Annotated in this window: 20 protein-coding genes; 18 read left to right on the top strand and 2 right to left on the bottom strand. The window is 53.7% G+C overall.

The features are described from left to right. Positions 1-22: 22 nt before the first annotated feature. The 18 genes from G549_RS0101360 (at position 23) to G549_RS0101275 (ending at position 15044) form a co-directional block, all read left to right on the top strand. Positions 23-598, top strand: coding sequence for a head-tail connector protein (locus G549_RS0101360; RefSeq protein ID WP_027833527.1), 576 nt, complete (start codon positions 23-25; stop codon positions 596-598). Beyond that, the gene (locus G549_RS0101355; protein WP_027833526.1) at positions 595-954 is read left to right on the top strand and encodes a head-tail adaptor protein; all 360 of its coding nucleotides are present in this window, start codon (positions 595-597) and stop codon (positions 952-954) included. The genes G549_RS0101360 and G549_RS0101355 overlap by 4 nt, the downstream gene beginning before the upstream one ends. After that, positions 947-1354 (top strand): tail completion protein gp17, encoded by a 408-nt coding sequence (gene gp17 / locus G549_RS0101350; protein WP_027833525.1) that lies wholly within the window; start codon positions 947-949, stop codon positions 1352-1354. The genes G549_RS0101355 and gp17 overlap by 8 nt, the downstream gene beginning before the upstream one ends. A gap of 15 nt (positions 1355-1369) precedes the next feature. After that, positions 1370-1786 carry a phage major tail protein, TP901-1 family gene (locus G549_RS0101345; protein ID WP_027833524.1) on the top strand — a complete coding sequence of 139 codons (417 nt, stop codon included), beginning with the start codon at positions 1370-1372 and terminating at the stop codon, positions 1784-1786. After that, a complete protein-coding gene (locus G549_RS0101340) occupies positions 1786-2109 on the top strand; it encodes a gene transfer agent family protein (RefSeq protein ID WP_027833523.1) in 324 nt (107 codons plus the stop codon). Before G549_RS0101345 ends, G549_RS0101340 begins: the two co-directional genes overlap by 1 nt. Then, entirely contained in the window at positions 2109-2330 is a 222-nt protein-coding gene (locus tag G549_RS0101335) for a phage tail assembly chaperone (protein WP_027833522.1), read from the top strand. The genes G549_RS0101340 and G549_RS0101335 overlap by 1 nt, the downstream gene beginning before the upstream one ends. Further along, positions 2317-2871, top strand: coding sequence for a phage tail tape measure protein (locus G549_RS0101330; protein ID WP_036220758.1), 555 nt, complete (start codon positions 2317-2319; stop codon positions 2869-2871). Before G549_RS0101335 ends, G549_RS0101330 begins: the two co-directional genes overlap by 14 nt. Then, entirely contained in the window at positions 2871-3497 is a 627-nt protein-coding gene (locus tag G549_RS0101325) for a DUF2460 domain-containing protein (protein WP_027833520.1), read from the top strand. The genes G549_RS0101330 and G549_RS0101325 overlap by 1 nt, the downstream gene beginning before the upstream one ends. Beyond that, entirely contained in the window at positions 3494-4384 is an 891-nt protein-coding gene (locus G549_RS0101320) for a DUF2163 domain-containing protein (protein WP_027833519.1), read from the top strand. The genes G549_RS0101325 and G549_RS0101320 overlap by 4 nt, the downstream gene beginning before the upstream one ends. Beyond that, complete coding sequence (locus tag G549_RS0101315; RefSeq protein ID WP_027833518.1) at positions 4381-4806, top strand: NlpC/P60 family protein; 426 nt, start codon at positions 4381-4383, stop codon at positions 4804-4806. The genes G549_RS0101320 and G549_RS0101315 overlap by 4 nt, the downstream gene beginning before the upstream one ends. Positions 4807-4816: 10 nt before the next feature. After that, positions 4817-8674, top strand: coding sequence for a baseplate multidomain protein megatron (locus G549_RS0101310; RefSeq protein WP_027833517.1), 3858 nt, complete (start codon positions 4817-4819; stop codon positions 8672-8674). Further along, positions 8667-10013, top strand: a complete 1347-nt coding sequence (locus G549_RS21075; RefSeq protein ID WP_051213108.1) for a DUF2793 domain-containing protein — start codon at positions 8667-8669, stop codon at positions 10011-10013. The genes G549_RS0101310 and G549_RS21075 overlap by 8 nt, the downstream gene beginning before the upstream one ends. A 10-nt stretch (positions 10014-10023) precedes the next feature. After that, entirely contained in the window at positions 10024-10767 is a 744-nt protein-coding gene (locus tag G549_RS18460) for a glycoside hydrolase family 108 protein (RefSeq protein ID WP_051213105.1), read from the top strand. A gap of 87 nt (positions 10768-10854) precedes the next feature. After that, positions 10855-11130, top strand: a complete 276-nt coding sequence (locus G549_RS0101295) for a PepSY domain-containing protein (protein WP_036220756.1) — start codon at positions 10855-10857, stop codon at positions 11128-11130. A gap of 15 nt (positions 11131-11145) precedes the next feature. After that, positions 11146-11805, top strand: a complete 660-nt coding sequence (locus tag G549_RS0101290) for a response regulator transcription factor (RefSeq protein ID WP_027833515.1) — start codon at positions 11146-11148, stop codon at positions 11803-11805. Next, a complete protein-coding gene (locus tag G549_RS0101285) occupies positions 11802-13145 on the top strand; it encodes a sensor histidine kinase (RefSeq protein ID WP_027833514.1) in 1344 nt (447 codons plus the stop codon). Before G549_RS0101290 ends, G549_RS0101285 begins: the two co-directional genes overlap by 4 nt. Positions 13146-13186: 41 nt before the next feature. Then, positions 13187-13675 carry a hypothetical protein gene (locus tag G549_RS21070; RefSeq protein ID WP_051213102.1) on the top strand — a complete coding sequence of 163 codons (489 nt, stop codon included), beginning with the start codon at positions 13187-13189 and terminating at the stop codon, positions 13673-13675. 73 nt (positions 13676-13748) lie between these two features. Continuing rightward, positions 13749-15044 carry a hypothetical protein gene (locus G549_RS0101275; RefSeq protein WP_027833513.1) on the top strand — a complete coding sequence of 432 codons (1296 nt, stop codon included), beginning with the start codon at positions 13749-13751 and terminating at the stop codon, positions 15042-15044. On the opposite strand, the gene G549_RS0101270 is transcribed toward G549_RS0101275, so the two are convergent. After that, positions 15041-16867: an FAD-dependent oxidoreductase gene (locus G549_RS0101270; RefSeq protein ID WP_169449587.1), complete on the bottom strand. Its 1827-nt coding sequence runs from the start codon at positions 16865-16867 to the stop codon at positions 15041-15043. The two genes, G549_RS0101275 and G549_RS0101270, sit on opposite strands and share 4 nt — an antisense overlap. Continuing rightward, a complete protein-coding gene (locus G549_RS21985) occupies positions 16860-17945 on the bottom strand; it encodes a hypothetical protein (RefSeq protein ID WP_027833511.1) in 1086 nt (361 codons plus the stop codon). Before G549_RS21985 ends, G549_RS0101270 begins: the two co-directional genes overlap by 8 nt. Positions 17946-18078: the final 133 nt, after the last annotated feature.

Genomic DNA, 18078 nt, shown 5'->3' with positions numbered 1-18078 from the left:
TATTCCAAAAAGAAAGGGTGCCATGACCTCCATATTAGTTGCTGGCCCGGCGGTTGAGCCGCTCAGCCTGACCGAAGTCAAAACCTATTTGCGGCTAGACAATGCTGACGATGATGCGCTTTTGGGCACCCTTATTGCAGCCGCGCGCAGCCATATCGAAAGTGTAACCCGCAAAGCCATGATCTCCCAACAGTGGAAGTGGGTGAGCGATCTGTGGCCGGAGAAGGGCGTCAGTCTTCCGATTGGGCCATTTCAAGAACTGATTAAGATCAGTCTGTTTGCCCCGGATGGGAGCGAGACGATATGGCCATTGGCCGAAGTGGTCCAAGATAAGCAAAGCGGCAAATGTACGATCCACTTGGCAGCAACCAACAGCACGTTTCCGCGCTTACGCGATCATGATGCCGTTGAAATTACGTATCAGACTGGCTTTGGCGATGCGGCAAGTGATGTGCCTGAGGATTTGCGTCTGGCGATGCTGCGCCTGATTGGCCACTGGTACGAGCACCGTGAAGCGGTGATGCTGGCGGGCAGCGGTGCGATCATCCCCGCTCAGTTCGATCAGCTTATCGGCAGATATTGTGAGGTGCGGCTTTGAGCATCCATCGCAAACAACCAAGCCTTGCCAGCTTGCGCAACCGCGTCAGCCTATGGCGGCAAATCGAAACCGACAATGCCTCCGGCGGCACAGAATTCACCTTGGCAGCCCTAGGCCAAAGTTGGGCCCGGCTAGAGGTGAAATCGGGCCAAGATGGTTATACGGGCGCTGGAACGTCAAATGCCACGCAGTTTGAATTTACGTTGCGCTATGACGCGACATTGAAAGTCGGCGACCTGATTGAATGGCAGGGCGCGCATTATCAGATCGATCACCTTGAAAATCTCGGCCAGCGAAATGCTTATCTCGTTTGCGGCGCCAAGCACATTGAGTGGGAGGGCGCACACCATGGCTGATTTCGCACTCAACTTGCAGACAGAACTGGTCGAATTGTTGCGCAATGATGCGGCGCTGACCGCGCTAATTGGCAGCAACAAGGTTTTTGACGCGCCGCGGCGGGGGCAACGTCCACCCTTTATCATCATCAAAAGCCATGATTTTTCGCCGCGCGATGCCATCGCCACCTCGCTCTACGATCATGAGGTGGAGCTTGAATTTTGGCACGCTCGCGGCGCGCGAGAACTTGGATTTCAAGTTGCCGAGCGTGTGGTGGACCTGTTTTTGGCCCATCCATTTGGCGTCAGCTTTCGCGCTGTGCGGCAAAATCACCGACACACCAAAACAAGCATTGAGCAACGCACAGGCTGGGCAAAAACCTTGATTGGCCTGCGCGTGACCATTGAGCCATTGAGCTAAACCAAAGAGGATATTATGGGCGCACAAAGCGGCAAAGACATGCTGCTCAAGCTGGACGAAACCGGCACAGGCAGCTTTATCACAGTGGCGGGTATTCGCTCGCGACAACTGGCATTTAATGCCCAATCGATTGATACGACGGATAGCCAATCTGCAGGCCAATGGCGCGAGTTGTTGCAAGGCGGCGGCGTGAAAACCGCGAGCCTGTCGGGCAGCGGCATTTTCAAAGACGCAACCAGCGATGCAAAAATACGCGAGCTTTTCTTCGCGGGCACCGTGCGCGATTGGCAGGTGATCGTGCCCGACTTTGGCACAATCGAAGGCAAGTTTCAGATCACAGCGCTTGAATTTGCCGCCAATCACAATGGTGAAGTGACTTTTGACGTTGCGCTGGAAAGTGCAGGCGAAATTACATTTGCGGTGATCAGCTAATGGCCAATCCGAAACGTGGTGAAATCGATTTGATGATTGATGGCCAAAAGCACACCCTTTGCCTGACCCTGGGCGCGTTGGCCGAGTTGGAAGCAAAGCTGCAGCTCAATGACCTCAACGGTTTGGGCCAACGCTTTCAGGAAGGTCGGATCAGCGCCCGAGATATCATCGCCATATTGGGCGCTGGTTTGCGCGGGGCGGGACACCCGATTAGCGATCAGGACCTCGAAAAAAAACACATTGAAGGCGGGGCAATGGGCGCAGCCAAGGCCATGGCGCAACTGCTGCATTTGACCTTTTCAGCCCCGTTGGAGCAGCAATAATGCACGAACATCCGCCCTTTCCGTGGATGGAGCTGGCGCAAATAGGATTTGGGCTGATGGGGCTGTCGCCAGCAGCGTTCTGGGCATGTAGCCCGCGCGAGCTGACACTTGCAGCACAAGCCAAAGGCCATGGTCGTGGCACTGCTGCGCCGCTTGAGCGGGGGCAGCTGACAGAGCTGATGGCGAATTTTCCAGATGGAGACCAAAATGCAAGAACTTGAGAGCCTGGAAAAAACGAAGGAAGAACTCCACTCAATCCCGGCAGAGCTAGATCGCATCGACAAGCTGGCCAAAAGTGTTGGCGACACCATCACCAATGCGTTCACAAACGCGTTGGTAGAAGGAAAGTCGCTGAAAAACCTGCTGGTCGATATTGCGCGTTCATTTGCCAGCATCGCCGTAAAGGCGGCGTTGAAACCCCTAGGGAATATGATCACAGGGCTTGTTGCCGACCTTTTTAAGGGCACCAACAGCGCACTGCCGCCGATTAAACCTTTTGCCAAAGGCGGCGTGATCAACGCGCCCAGCTACTTCCCGATGCAGGGCGCGGTCGGCCTGGCGGGTGAGGCCGGGGCCGAGGCAATCATGCCGCTCAAACGCAACAGCCGCGGCGAACTGGGCGTGGCGGCAGGCGCTGGCCAAGCCCCCATTATGATTTCAATGACGGTAAACGCCCAGGATGCGCGCAGCTTTGCGCAGGCAGAAGCCGAGATTTCTGCCGGGCTATTGCAGGCAATCAAACGAGGACAGCGAGCTTCCTAATGGCATTTCATCATGTGCGTTTTCCCATCAATATCGCCTTGGGCGCCCGCGGCGGCCCTCAATGGTCGACCGACATTGTGTCGCTGGTGTCGGGCGCTGAAGAGCGCAACACCCGCTGGTCGCGGTCGCGCCGCAAATATAATGCGGGCTATGGCGTGAAGAGCGCTGCAGACATGCATCACATATTGGCGTTTTTTGAAGAGCGGCGCGGGAGGTTTCATGGATTTTTGTTCCGCGATCCCCTCGACTTTCAAACGAGCCAAGACATGGTCACGCCATTCGATCAGGATCTCGGCTTTGGTGACGGCAGCCAAACCGAGTTTCAACTGTCCAAGCAATATGGCAGCACCTACGATCCATATTTCCGGCCTTTGACCAAGCCTGTCGCTGGCTCGGTACGCGCGGCGATGAATGGCACGGAGTTGACTGCGGGCACAGACTTTACCGTTGACGCGACTACCGGACTGATCAGTTTTACGAGCGCGCCTGCCATCGGGGCGAGCCTGACCGCCGGTTGCACGTTCGATGTGCCTGTGCGGTTCGATGTTGATCATCTCGATGTCGAACTGTCGAGCTTTGATGCTGGCATAATCCCTTCCATTCCCCTTATCGAGATTTTGACGTGAGACAATTTTCACCTGAATTTGACGCGCACCTTAAAAGTGGCGCGACAAGTCTTTGCAACTGCTGGTTGGTGACTTTGCGCAGTGAACAGCAATTGGGGTTTACCGACCACGATCAAAAAATCAGTTTTGACGGATTTACATTTGAGCCAAAGGCAGGGTTCCAACCAAGCGCGATGACCGCCAAGCGCAATGAAGCCATCGACACCGCCGAGGTGCTCGGCTTTGTGGATGATGAGCGCATCACCAGCGCAGCGCTGCGGGCGGGCCTGTTTGCCAATGCCGAAGTGGCCTGGTGGTGGGTGAATTGGCGCGCGCCAAGCGAACGCCACTTGATGCGACGCGACTATATTGGTGAAATCAAACAGATTGACGGTCGCTTTGAAGCCGAATTGCGGTCGCATCACGCCAAGCTCAACCAAACCCGCGGTCGACTGTTTCAACGCCATTGCGATGCTCAATTCGGTGATGCGCGGTGCAGCATAGATGCCACGGCACCAGCTTTCTCCAGTTCGATCACAATCACAGAGCTGATTGGCGATGGACAAATTGAAGTGAGTGGCCTTGAAGCGCGGCCAGCGCAATGGGCCGCCCATGGCACTATGGTTTGGCAATCTGGCGCACACAAGAATGACAAGTCAGTGATATACGGCCATGCCCGCGAAGACGGTGTAGACATTTTGACATTGGGCGCACAAACAAATGCGGCGCTTGCGGCAGGTGACCAAGGCCGGGTCACAATTGGATGCGACAAGCAGTTTGCCACCTGCCGCGATACCTTCAGCAATAGCGCCAATTTCCAAGGCTTTCCCCATATTCCCGGTGATGATTTTGTTCTGCGTTATCCGCGCGCAGGGGACGAGTTGAATGGTGGGGTGTTGTTTAAATGACGACATCTGAAAGCGTAATTTACTGCGCCAAAAGCTGGCTGGGCACGCCCTATCTGCATCAAGCAGCGGCAAAAGACATTGGCTGTGATTGTTTGGGGCTTATCTTGGGGGTGGGCCGCGAGCTAGGTGTAGCGCTGCCCCTCACAGTGCCAGCCTATTCTGCCAACTGGCGCGATCCCCATTCCGGCGGTGAACTCGAACGCATGGCGGACCGCTTTTTAGTGCGACAAGCGCCCGGCACAGCGCACCCGGGCGATATTTTGTTGTTTCGCATGCGACGAGACCTGCCGGCGAAGCACTGCGCTATTCTTATTGCGCCGACCCAAATGATCCACGCGCAAGAAGGGGTGGGGACCATTCAACTGACTTTCGACACCCCATGGCAGCGCCGACTTGTGGCGCGTTACAACTTTCAAAATTAAGGCATTTCTTTTGGCAACTCTTCTACTTTCAGTTGGCGGGCAAGCGCTTGGCGCTGCCATTGGCGGCCCTGTGGGCGCAACCATTGGGCGCGCATTGGGCGCGCTGGCCGGCAGTGCCATTGACAATCGATTGTTCGGCGAGGACCAACCCGACCATCAAGGTGGAGTGCGCCTGCTCGGTTCCCGCGAAGGGGCGCCGATTTCACGCCTTTATGGTTGGTCACGCCTTTCCGGCAACATCATATGGGCCACTGAGCTTGAACGGCGCACAACAGCTTCCAGTGGCGCTAAATCCATGTCGACACAAGAGGATGACAGCAAAATCATCGCCAACTTGGCAGTTGGTTTTTGTGAAGGCGAGGTGGCGCATCTCGGCCGCATCTGGGCTGATGGTCAATTGTTGGATACGCGCAATCTGACCTACCGTTTTCATAAAGGCAGCGCTGATCAATCCCATGATAGCCTGATCGCGGCGCTGCAAGGCACTGAAAATTGCCCGGCCTATCGAGGTCTTTGTTATATCGTTTTTGAAAACCTTGATCTTAGCCAATTTGGCAATCGCATACCGCAAATCTCGGCAGAGCTTTGCCGCCCTGTTGGTGATTTAGAACGAAATCTCAAAGCAGTTTGTGTGATCCCAGGATCAACCGAATTTGGCTATGATCCAGCGCCGCGTGTGTGGCTGATGGGTTATGGCGAAACCCAAACTGAAAATGCGCATCACATTGTTGGGCGTTCAAATTGGGACGTGTCCATTGACGAACTGACGTCACTTTGCCCAAATCTAAAACATGTTGCGCTGGTGGTCAGCTGGTTTGGCGATGATTTGAGGTGCTCTACATGTGAAGTTGCGCCGCGTGTGATCGATCATGAACGTCAAATCAAAGATGTAGAGTGGCGCGTGGCCGGGCTGACGCGTTCTGCTGCGCAGATCGCGAGCGACAATGGCGATGGCCCCGCATATGGTGGCACGCCATCCGATCAGTCCATCATAGACGCGATCAAGGACCTGAATTCCCGCGGCATCAACGTCACGCTCTACCCGCTGATGATGATGGATGTCCCGGCAAACAATGCGCTGCCGAACCCTTATGACAGCGCCCAAAATCAGCCGCCCTATCCGTGGCGTGGACGTGTGACCATAGACCCAGCGATCGGCCAACCGGGCAGTGTCGACAAAACAGCGGCGGCAAGCAGCCAAGTCGCTCAATTTATGGGGGCCTGTCAGCCCTCGGATTTTGGCGTGAATGGTGAGCAAATGCTCTATAGCGGGCCCAACGAATGGCGCTACCGCCGCTTTATTCTGCACTATGCCAATCTGGCGCGGGCGGCGGGTGGTGTCGATGCGATGATTATCGGCTCTGAAATGCCGGGGTTAAGCTTTGCCCGAGAAAGTCAAAGCAGTTTTCCCTTTGTGTCGGCGCTACAAGATTTGGTGGTGGACGTGCGGCAGATCGTAGGCGCAAGCTGCAAGCTTACCTATGCCGCCGATTGGAGCGAATATCACGGCTATCAACCAAGCGATGAGCCGGGTGGGAAATATTTTCATCTTGATCCACTTTGGGCGCACCCGCAGATCGATGCGGTGGGTATCGACAATTATATGCCACTTGGTGATTGGCGACCTTCGGCCGAACATGCGGATAAGAATATCGCAGCGCATGAAAAAGATTTGGACTATCTGGCGGGCAATATTTATGCGGGTGAAGGCTATGATTGGTACTACGCTTCAGCCGAAGCTCGGTCCCAACAAGACCGCACACCGATTGCCGATGGCGCCGCCGGCGAAGCCTGGGTATGGCGATTTAAGGACTTTAAATCTTGGTGGGAAAATGCGCACCATGATCGCCCCAATGGCGTGAAGGATGCAACCGCAAGTGCCTGGGTGCCGCAGAGCAAGCCACTATGGCTGACAGAGTTGGGCTGCGGTGCAGTTGATTTGGCGGCCAATCAACCCAACGCATTTTCCGATCCGAAAAGTGTTGAGCATAAATCTCCATATTTTTCCGATGGGTCGCCAGATCCGGCCATGCAACGCCAGTTTGTGCGGGCGCATTTTGAGTTTTGGCGCGAAAATGGTGCCCACTATGCCGCCACGAACAATCCGATTTCCACCATTTATGGCGGGTCAATGTTAGATCCCGATCGGGTCTATTTGTGGGCATGGGATGCGCGCCCCTTTCCAGCATTTCCGCTGCTCCGGGACGAATGGTCTGACGGTGCCGCCTATTTTACGGGTCATTGGCTGAATGGCCGCTTGGGCGGGGCGACAATTGACGAAATGGCAGTTGCCATCGCCAAGGAAGCGGGCATCGACTTGGCGACCACAGCCAGTTCGAGCTTGTTTATTGAAGGACAGGTGACCGCCGGGGCCGCAACCGTACGGGCAGAATTGGCGGGCCTGTTGGCAAGCGAGGATTTGTTCATCGACGATGTTGGCGGGCAGCTCACACTCACAAATTCTCGATGGCATATTCCGCACCAGATTTCCTATGATCAACTGGCGGTGATCGACAATGAAATCGTCAATATCAAATATCCTGACGCTGAGGATCAGGTGCGGCGCCTCGATCTCAAATATGCGGAACGCCTGGCGGACTATGCGGGGGCGACCGCATTCTACGACAGCGCGCGAGAAAGCGGCGACAGGGCGAGCTTGAATTGGCCAACAACACTCGACCCGACCACAGCAGGGCACATCGCAGCCGCCCAATGGCGCAACGGACAAGACGCGAAAGTGAGCTATCGGTTTGATCTGCCGCCTTCATTGGCCGCCTATCATATTGGTGATGTGTTGGCGGTGGAGCAGACGACCCTAGCGGCGACCATAGACGCTATGCAGACCGGCCACACTCAACGTGTGTCCCTAACCGTACCAGCGGACATTGATGGTCATGGCGGTACGAGTGAGACAACGCGCACCGGACGAGCGCTTGAACCAGCACAAAGCGCGCCCATGATTGTGCTGGCGCAAGTGCCAAATGCCGACGCGTCTGAGCTCACGACCAAGATGCTTGCCGCTGCCTATGCCAAACCATGGCCGGGCACCATTCGATTGACCGATAGTGGAGGGCAGGGCCTTGCGGAAATAGACAACCCTAATGCCGTTGGGATTCTGCAAGAGGACGTGCCGATCGCGCACCAGATCGCGATGTGGGCGCATGATCAATCTTTATTGGTGCGGATGCTCGAGGGACATTTGTCTTCTGCAAGCGCGTCCGCCGTTCTGCAGGGGCTAAACCGCCTATGGGTTGAATGCGCTGACGGCACATGGGAACAAATAGGCTTTGCCAACGCGACGCTGGTCGCGCCCAAAACCTATCGATTGACGCAATTGCTGCGCGGTCTGGGCAAGACCCAATTTGCGGCACGCCAAGCCAGTGTTGCAGGTGGCCGCGTTCTTGTGGTTTGGGACACAAAAGCTCTCGATATGAACAGTGAACTGGTTGGTGCAAACCTTGAGCTCTATGCCTATGCCGGAGCGGCTAGCCCGGAGGCAATCTCGCTCAGCTTTACGCCGCAACTGGAAGCGTTGTTGCCGCTTGCCCCTGTACATGTGAGCGCAAAGCGAGACCCGCTTACCCAAGACATCAACATTCAGTGGGTGCGATGCACGCGCATTGGCGGGGACATGTGGCAAGGCGCTGACGTGCCGTTAGACACAGACAATCTGCAATTCAATCTGCGCATTGGTGTTGGCCCCACGGTGGCACGCGTGACGCAAGTTTCACAATCGAATTTCACCTACACCTCTGCAGCCCAAATCGGCGATTTTGGCGCCCTCGCAGATGGCATTTGGATTGAGATTGACCAACACAGCGCCATTTGGGGCGCTGGCCATGGGAAAAGGATCGAGTTTAGTGACTAATACTGCAAAATTGGGGCTGCCGCTGATTCAGCCGGACCAGGCCCTGAAACATGTGACCCATAACGAAGCGCTGAATGCGCTCGATTTATTGTGTCAAATTCAACTGGAGCAATTAGACGCGACCACGCCGCCGGACCCTGCCACTGTCGGCAAAGCCTATGCGTTGGCCGATGTGCCAAACGGCGAGTGGGGCGACCATGGCGGTGAAGTGGCGTTTTACACTGACGCCGGGTGGCGCTACGCCGTGCCGCAAGACGGATGGTTGGCGTGGAATATGAACGATCAATCGCTCTATCTTTTTGAAGCAGGGGCCTGGACATCATTTTTGACCCGCTTTGACGAGCTGAACAACTTGAACCTTCTAGGGCTTGGCGCCACCGCAGACAGTTATAATAAACTCCTGGCCAAAACGCCTTCCAGTCTGTTTTCGGCAGAATATCCAGCCGATGGCGGTTCGGGCGACACGCGGGTCACCTTGAATAAGGCCGCTTTGGGAAATGCGGCGATATTGGCCCTGCAATCCAACTGGTCGAACCGCATGGAAATGGGCCTGTTGAATGATGATGATCTCACACTGCGGCTCTCACCCGATGGCAGCGCTTGGGCTACATTGTTTAAAGGTAACGCGCAAACCGGGCAGCTTGAATTGCCCAACGGTGTCGCCGGCGAAGTGCAAGGGGTGACGCAAAAAGCCTCGATTTTACCCGACAGTGGCCGCTTCGCCGCCGAAAAAACAGGCACAGTGACGGCATTTGTTGCGCCGAGCTATCTGAAAAATGAGAATGGCTCGAGTTTCAGCAGCCATGCAAAGTTTCATTATGACAGCAGCACCTATGGCGGTGCAGGGACGGCGCTGGATACTGAGGTACAGGCTTTGGCGGATTTGCTGCGCGAAAGCTGGGCTGCCCGCTACCACCCGGAATTCTGGGTCGCCAAATGCACTGCGGCATCAAGCGGCTATTATGAAAACACACAAAGCGGCGTCTCAAAATATCGACAGCTTGCCTTTGACGGATTGTTTGGCACACGGCAGTCGGCATCCATCTATGTAAAAGCGAAAACAGGCACCTGGCTGCTCTCTGCAAGCGAATGCGACGTGCAGGTCGATGGGGTGGCCGTGTCCGGTTATCAACTGCTCACCGCAAGCGACGGGTGGGTGCATGTTGGTGCCCAATATGCCGCGGCATCGCGCGCGGCCAAGCATCAGTTTGTCGATTTGCTGCCCTTCTACGCCAACAGTGGCGATGAGCTGCTGTTCGCTTTGCCTTCGGTGTTCAATGATCGGATCAAGATTGACCCGCTTGAGGGCTTGGTTCCGAGTATTTTTTCCGTTTCATAAAGGTCAGCCCATGAACAGTTTCCAAACGGCCCTCGCGCATGTCTTTGCGCAGGAAGGTGGCTATGTGGATCACCCAAACGATCCCGGCGGTGCAACCAAATATGGGATTACGCGAACAACTTTAGCCAGACACCGCAATATCCAACCCGCCAACAAGTTGCCGAAGTCGGAAGTGCGCCACATGCGTAAAAGCGAGGCCACAAAGATCTACCATCAATATTATTGGCGCCCAATTCACGGGGCAAACCTGCCGTCTGGTTTAGCCTTCTGCTTGTTTGACTTTGCCGTGAATTCAGGACCCGCACGCGCGATCAAGACCCTTCAAGCCTTGGTGCGCGTGCCGAAGGATGGGCGCATGGGCCCGGTAACGCACGCCGCGATTAAGGCAGCGTTGAACCTTCGGTCAGAGGGGTACCTGATCGAGCAGCTTTCCAGTCAGCGTCTACAATTTTTGCGGCGGCTGCGTCACTACTCGACGTTTGGGCGGGGATGGCGACGCCGTGTGGCAAGCACGCGGCAACAAGCGCTCAAGATCGCACAATCCAATTCATCGAAAACTAAGAGGAATAAAATGGTCTATCTGCAAGGATATAAAACCTATATCACCGCCGCATTGATGTTGCTTGTTGGCGTGGCGCAACTGGCAGGCGTGGAGGTGCCAAATTTTGATCAGGCCAATGTTGGCCAATTGATCATGGAGGCGTTTGCGATCATCTTTTTGCGCAAAGGGCTCAAAGAAAGCGTGTTCAACTGACGTTCATTTTGTATTCAGCTTCATGCTGCTAACAATGATGCCATGACACAAAAAAGACTCTTCAACCGAATTGCGACTGCCATTTTGATGGCAGTTGCGCTGATTTCGATCCCCACGGCGCAGGCCCAAAACGCTGGCTGCACGGTGGACCGCATGGTGATCAACCGCGCGGTGCAAAATGGTGAAATTCAGTCATTTGTACAAATCAAAAAACAGATTAAGCTGAAGCGGGGTGACAGGGTTCTGCGCGCAGAATTGTGTGTGCGGCCAGCAGGTCCTGTTTATGCACTAATGATTGTGAATGACAATGGTGTTGAGCGCCGCCTAAACGTAGATGCGGTCAGTGGCAGGGTCATTCAATAATTTGGGGTCAGTATTATGCGCATATTGGTGGTCGAGGATGACCCAGATCTAAACCAACAGCTTTGTGCCGCGTTCGAGGAAGCCGGCTATGTCGTCGATAAAGCATTCGATGGGGAAGAGGGCCATTTTCTTGGCGACACTGAACCCTATGATGCTGTGGTGCTCGATATTGGTTTGCCGGTCAAGGATGGGATCTCAATTCTAGAGGAATGGCGCCGGGAAGGGCGAGATATGCCCGTATTGTTGCTCACAGCGCGTGATCGTTGGAGTGATAAAGTGCAGGGCATTGATGCCGGGGCTGACGACTATGTGGCCAAACCGTTCCACATGGAAGAAGTGTTGGCGCGCTTGCGTGCATTGGTGCGCCGCGCAGCCGGACATGCCTCAAACGCCATCGAAATTGGACCCTTGCGCCTAGATATTGGCGCCAACAAGGTCACACTTGATGGCGCCTCGATAAAGCTCACATCGCATGAATATCGGCTTTTGTCCTATTTGATGCATCACAATGGCAAGGTGATTTCGCGCACCGAACTTACCGAACACCTTTATGATCAAGACTTTGATCGGGATTCGAACACGATTGAAGTGTTTGTCGGACGGTTGCGCAAAAAGCTGCCCGATGGCTTGATCGAAACTGTACGTGGCCTTGGTTACAAACTGTCGGCTGAATGACGAAAAGCGTTTCAATCTTTACACGTATCTTTGTGGCGACCGCTATCTGCTTGGTGATCGGCTTGGGCGCGACGGCGTGGGCGCTCTCAATGGTCTATGCCCGTGCGCTGGAGCGCAATATTGATAATGTGATCGAAAGTCAGTCTGACCAGCTTATAGGCTCGATTTTAGACGAGGATGACCCAGAGGACTGGGCGTTTCAAGATATTGACCCTCGCTATCAGGAATTGGGCAGCGGCTGGTATTGGCAAATCACCAACATTGAAGGCCAACCGCTGGCCACCTCACAATCCACATTTGGTGTGGATGTGCCTGACCTGGAAGCGCCATTTGATGAACAAAATCGTCGACGCGCTGACGTGCGCGATGCAGACGGCATCTTGCAGCGCGTGTCGGAACGTAAGCTTTTTACCCAAAATGGCAATTACCGTGTGCTCGTTACCGCCAACTGGGATGAGTTAAACAGCGATGTAGCGCTGTTTCGCAATCAGACGATTTTAGCGTTGAGCGCGGTAGGTATTGTGCTCGCTTTACTTGCAGCCTTTATCGCCCGTTTGTCTCTCGGGCCGATGAAAGAACTGCGCGAGGAAATCGGCCGTGTCAAAAATGCCGAGGCCGAGCAAATTGAAGGCATTTATCCGCATGAAGTTGCGCCGGTCAAAAACGAGTTGAACGCGCTGTTGTCGACCAACAAGGAGATTGTGCGTCAAGCGCAAAACCATGTTGGTAATTTGGCCCACGGTCTGAAAACACCACTAGCCGTGTTGCGCAATGAAGCGCGGGCAAAACAGCAAATTGAAAGTAGCATGGTTCGCACGCAACTCTCCCGCATGGAAGACATTGTGCAGCGCTATTTGCAGCGCGCGCAGATGGCAGCTCGCTCCCAGCTTCAAACGCAACATACGCCGTTAAACCCGGCCATAGACCTATTATTGGCGGCGATGCGCAAAATCCATCACCCAATCGCATATCATTGGAGCGGCACACAAACCGAACGTCCGCTGAGTGTGCGCATGGACGCGGGCGACCTTGACGAAGTGCTTGGCAATATTTTGGACAATGCAGGCAAGTGGGCCAGTACGGAAGTAAGAATTTCTTGTCAGTTCACGGGTGAACGCGTTGAAATAACCATTGAGGACGATGGCGATGGCGTCCCCCATCAAAAGCTAAAGACTATAGCCGAACGGGGACATCGTTTGGACGAAAGCACACAAGGAAGTGGGCTTGGTCTTGATATTGTTAAAGAACTTGTTCAATTAAGTGGAGGGCAAGTCAAATTTGACTGTCCAAAAGATTCGGGATTGGCTGTTTGTTTGACGCTACCCTGCAGATTAGGGTAAAGCGCCGAATTTGGCCGCAATTGCATGACAAAGGTGAGGGCATGAAAAAGCAAGCAAGAGATTTCGCAAAATTTGCGGTGATACTGGGTGCGACTGCGTTGGTTGCAGGTTGCGCACGCCTCGATATCGGTACGAGCCGCACGACCTATGCCAGCAATAATTCCGCGACGGCCTCCGCCGCGACGACCACAACACCAACCGTCAGTTCTGCGCCCAGCGATGAATTTCGTTCAGGCCAAATCCTGGCGTTTATCAAGCCAGAAGCTGCGGCATTGTTGAGCGAAAAAGAGACCAGCGAAGCAGCCAGCGCACAATATTACGCGCTTCAGTTCGGACGTGTTGGTGCGTTCCGTACCTGGCAAGGCGACAGCGAAGCCAAAGGTGAAGTGACTGTTGGCCCCTATGTCAAAGTCAATGGCCGTGATTGCCGCGAATTTACACACACTGTTATCATCACTGGCAAACGCTACGTTTCCACAGGCACTGCCTGCCGTGTGGCAAATGGCGAATGGAAAGTGGAAACCGTCTAAGCAGCTGGCAGAAAGCGTTTATTTACTAAAGCCGCTTATAGTTAAGGCGTATTATTAGTAAAGATGCGTTTATATGCCCCTTGCCTCGTCGTATCAGTTTTCAACAGAGGGCCTTGATCCCGTTGGGTCAGGGCTAGACCCGTTGAACGCGTTTGGCGAGAATAGATCTAATGATAGGGTCGCCAAATATGGTGTGCTCGGCGCCGTCTTTGACTTGCTCGATCCAGTGATGATGCGATCATCCCCGATGATCACCGCCACCGCGATCGAAAAAAAACATCTTGAGAAGTTTTGGGTTTGGTTGGAGCGAGAAGGTGCGCCCAGTCTTGTGGAGCAGCTCAAGTCGCAAGCTATTGAGAATCCTAAGCAAATCAACAGTCTAGTGGCCGCAGCATTTGAAAATCTTGTTGAACCGCTAGAGCGCCAATATGCAGCGGCGCAAGAGAACGGCGAAACGCAACGTCGTATGACGATCCAATTGGGCGGCTATGAGGTTTATGAGTCATTTCCGCTGATACTGACGGCGATAAAATACTTCGATCAGCTGCGGGCGGCCAAACAACTCGCGTTACATACGCAGCAATATGAGACGGAAGAAGAATATTCCGATCTTGTTGAGGCAATCGACCTTCCAAAAGGCCCGGCCCAGAAGCTGTGGTGCACGGCATTCGTCTACAATCTAGCATGGCCAGGCAAATTTATGCTGGGTGTGCTCGATCATTGCTATGGTGAAACTGAACAGACTGTGCGCAAATCTGGTTATGGTCCCTATGGCGATGCCATGGTCGTCAATCTTCAACAATTGGTCGACACCATTGAAAAAGAAGCTGGCCTCTTCTGTGATATCGATTTGATGTGCTTGGCAATTGATCGCTTCCACCGTATTGCGCGGGTGCTTCATTCCTATCTGGATTTGGGCAAATCGAGCCAGTGGAACCATTGCATTGAAGTTTTAACCGCCAGGGCAGCCAAAATACTGGAAAAGCGCCTTTCGGAAGTGGTGCCCAACGTCACGAACGTTTTGCGCACGCCGACACAGAATGCACATGTATTGTTCACCACAGACAAGGTCTTGCAGGCTTACAACAGTGTGTATTTATTGGATGCAGCGCGAAATGCTAAAGAGTCGCTCGCAGTGAACACTGTTGTAGATAGAACTTGGGCTGAGCTGGGCAAGCTTCTGGAAGTGTTGCTTGAGCGGGCATTGGTGGATCAAAAAGCTGCGGCATTTGGTGATACCCTTGCGATTGCAAAGGTGGATATCGCCATCAAGCTCTGCGCGATCCGGTTCGGGGCTGAGTACGCGCAAATCATGGCGAAAAACAAAGACAATATCGAGCGACGCAAGCTCAACCACACAAAAGACTAAACAATTGCATTTATGTGCGCCGGTGACATTTGCCCGTTTCTGCGCTCCACCGAAATATTCAGTCCTTCGGTAGCAATGTCGCCGTTGCAATAGGCCAAAATCTTGTCACCATCGATTTGAGTGATCACCCCGATCACGCCGATCGTTTTTTCTTGACCAGCGACAAAAAGCATTTGCCCTGCGCGCAAGCGTTCTTCATTTTTGGGCCGGATTTCCGCCTGCTGCCCATTGGCAATCATATCTTTAAAATGAGCTGGAATTTGGCTGCTTAATTCAGGCAGCGTCTGCACATCCTCATAGTAACCATTGGCGAAATATTGCCGCAGTGTTTGGTCTGTTAACGGCAAAGCGCGTAAGAAGTAATTGGTCGCCTCGGGGTAGTCATAAAACATGCTGTTGCGCCGACTGGCGATCTGGGGCAGGGCTTGGCGGTAGGCTGCAGGGCTTTCATAAACTTGGGAATTATGAACTTGTGCCGCACCATGCGAAAGCCCACGCAGCCCAAGCTGCGATAAGGCTTCGGTTACACTTGTGAGGCAATCATATTGTGAGCTGTAACCCGCCGCAGTGCCCACAATTGCGATATGTGCAGGCCCAGCATCGGGCAATATACGATCTGACCTTGAATCTATTGCACAACTGCCGCCAGCCTTCACCCATAGATTATTATCAGGCTGCGGCGGATAGCCAATCATCAACGCCTGCGCCTCAATCTGAAATTGTTGGTGCTGCGCATCATAATGGGTGGGATTGAAATGGCTCTGCACCTTGTCACTTAACGGCGCTGCCGATTGCAGGCGTACCGCAAATCCCAACTTTACGCCCACCGCTTTCGCAAACTCGATATGGCGAGAATTCGGACTATTCCGCCCATCAAATGCTTTGACCACATCTAGACCTGCCTCTTTGAGGTGCATGGCAAGGCGATATGCGCCATTTTCGAGGGTGTAGATTAGGTTTTGCTCAAACCTGACCAAGCCATAAGCCCATAGATCGTGAAACGCTTCCTTGCTGTCCAAAACGCGATGGGGCAGATGATTATCCAGTGTAAAGCCATGATGATCGCCGCCTGTCGCGATGACGAGGTGATCGAAATTCACCCAGCTTAGTTCAGTGCGTTGTCCGCCATCATGAAACAAGCTGTGTTGGACCAACAGGCTTTTGTCCCGAATATCTATTGCCTTGCTGCCCGTGAAAACGCGAATGCGGCTTTGTGTCTCCACCTGGTCCACGAGCGTGCTTAAGAGCTCATCGGGATCTGTCTCATCTGCCGCCTTGCCATAATATGCACAGATCCCGCCCAACATTTGATCTTTTTCGAGCAGTAAAACGTCGTGATTAGCTTGGGCGGCTTCAATCGCTGCTTTCATGCCGCTTATCCCACCCCCAACGACAACCGTTTTTTGCGTCAGGCTGTTGGCATGTTGCAAATCGAAATGTTCGTTTTGGTTCCAATTGATGGCCAAGGGTGGGTGATTTTTGCCGCGAAAGAACCGCAGAATGCGCGCCCAAAGCCCCAGAGGGGCCACATCAATTTCCAATGCATCGCCGTCATGCAAGACCAAATCAGCAATCAAGATCTTTGCTTGCTTAGACGAGCTGGCCTGATAGCGCGCAAAGATTGGCATGGATTTATTAAGAGATAAGCTTTCACCGAAGGGACCATTGACCTCAGTAATATTGTTGGCCACCAAAGCGGAATAAAGAGTATCACCGAAAAAGGCGCTGAGCTTGCGCTGGTTCAATGTGAACTCGATCGGGCGATCAAAATCAATAAGGTGCGCAAACTTTTGCTTGCCGATTTTCTGGATGCGCTTAGCCATGAGCGCCATCCATTTCGGCGCGGAGCAGGGTGCCATCGCCGCCGCGTTGCCGATCAAGCTGCGCGTGTTGCCAGAACGGGTCTGCTGGTTGTGTGTTTCCCGATAGAAGCTGGGCGATATGCTTGGCAAGTTCGGTTGCCAAGGCAAGTTCGAAATGCTGCGCACCGAGAAAACACAGCGCTTTGCGCGCGCCCACCACGTCAAAAATCGGATACCCATCCTTGGCATTTAACATGCGCAACTGATCGATTTGGCGCACGCGCCGATCTGCAATGTCGGGGTGATGTTTGAAGAGGTGCGTCGCCAGCTGGTCTACGCGCCCGGGCGCGCTGAACAACAGATCAGCATCGCTTTGATGGAACTGCCAAAGCCCCGTGCTTACATCTTGTTGTACGGCGAGACTTGATGGCTTGTGTTGCTGAAAACGCATGATTTGCTGCATGTGGGGCACAATTGGCGTGTCTTGGGGCGCCGCCATCAACTCCTCATGGATCATGTCCTGATCCAAAAGCAGAACACGCTCAGCTTTGAGTGCCTGATTGTCGGCCCGACCAGAAAATCGACCATCTCGTGTGATATGGGCAGTGTTCAACGACGAGCGTTCAACCGAACCATAGTGGCCATGTTCCTCATTGGACGCAGCCATGGCGCGGCTGATCAACGCGCCATCGAATATTTGAGCTTCAGGGAAGACCAATTGTTCGCTTTGGCTTTGCGAATGCACGCGCCGTTCGCACACAACATCTGCATGGATGGCGGCACCTTCAGCGAATTCGAGCAAAGGCAAATGCTGTCTTCTGCTTGCAAATGCACCAATGGCCTTTGTCTGGACCAGTTTGTCGTCGTTTAGTGGTGACACCAAACGTTGGGCAGCAAGAGCGCCTTCGCGCACATGCCTAAAGAAGAGCGGAGAGGTGCAATATCCCGCAGAAAGTTGAGGGGAAGGCGCGAGCCGATAGGCTTGATCACGGTCAAACACCAGCAAAACACGTAGATCATGCGATTGTGCAAGGCGAAAGGCCAAAACCCGGGCTGTTGCCGTACTCCCAAAGATGACCAAATCGTATTTGTCTGCCATATCAACTAATTGTGTTCCACCCCACGCCCTTGAGTTGCACCACGTCCGGCGCGATGCGTCAATCCGCCTGATCATATTTGCTTAAGATTTTCCACTTTTTGAGGTAAGTAGACCATCAGACTGCAAATACATG

This window comes from Maritalea myrionectae DSM 19524 (assembly GCF_000423365.1).
Taxonomy (GTDB): Bacteria; Pseudomonadota; Alphaproteobacteria; order Rhizobiales; family Devosiaceae; genus Maritalea; species Maritalea myrionectae.
This window is presented reverse-complemented; position numbering and strand designations above follow the sequence as displayed.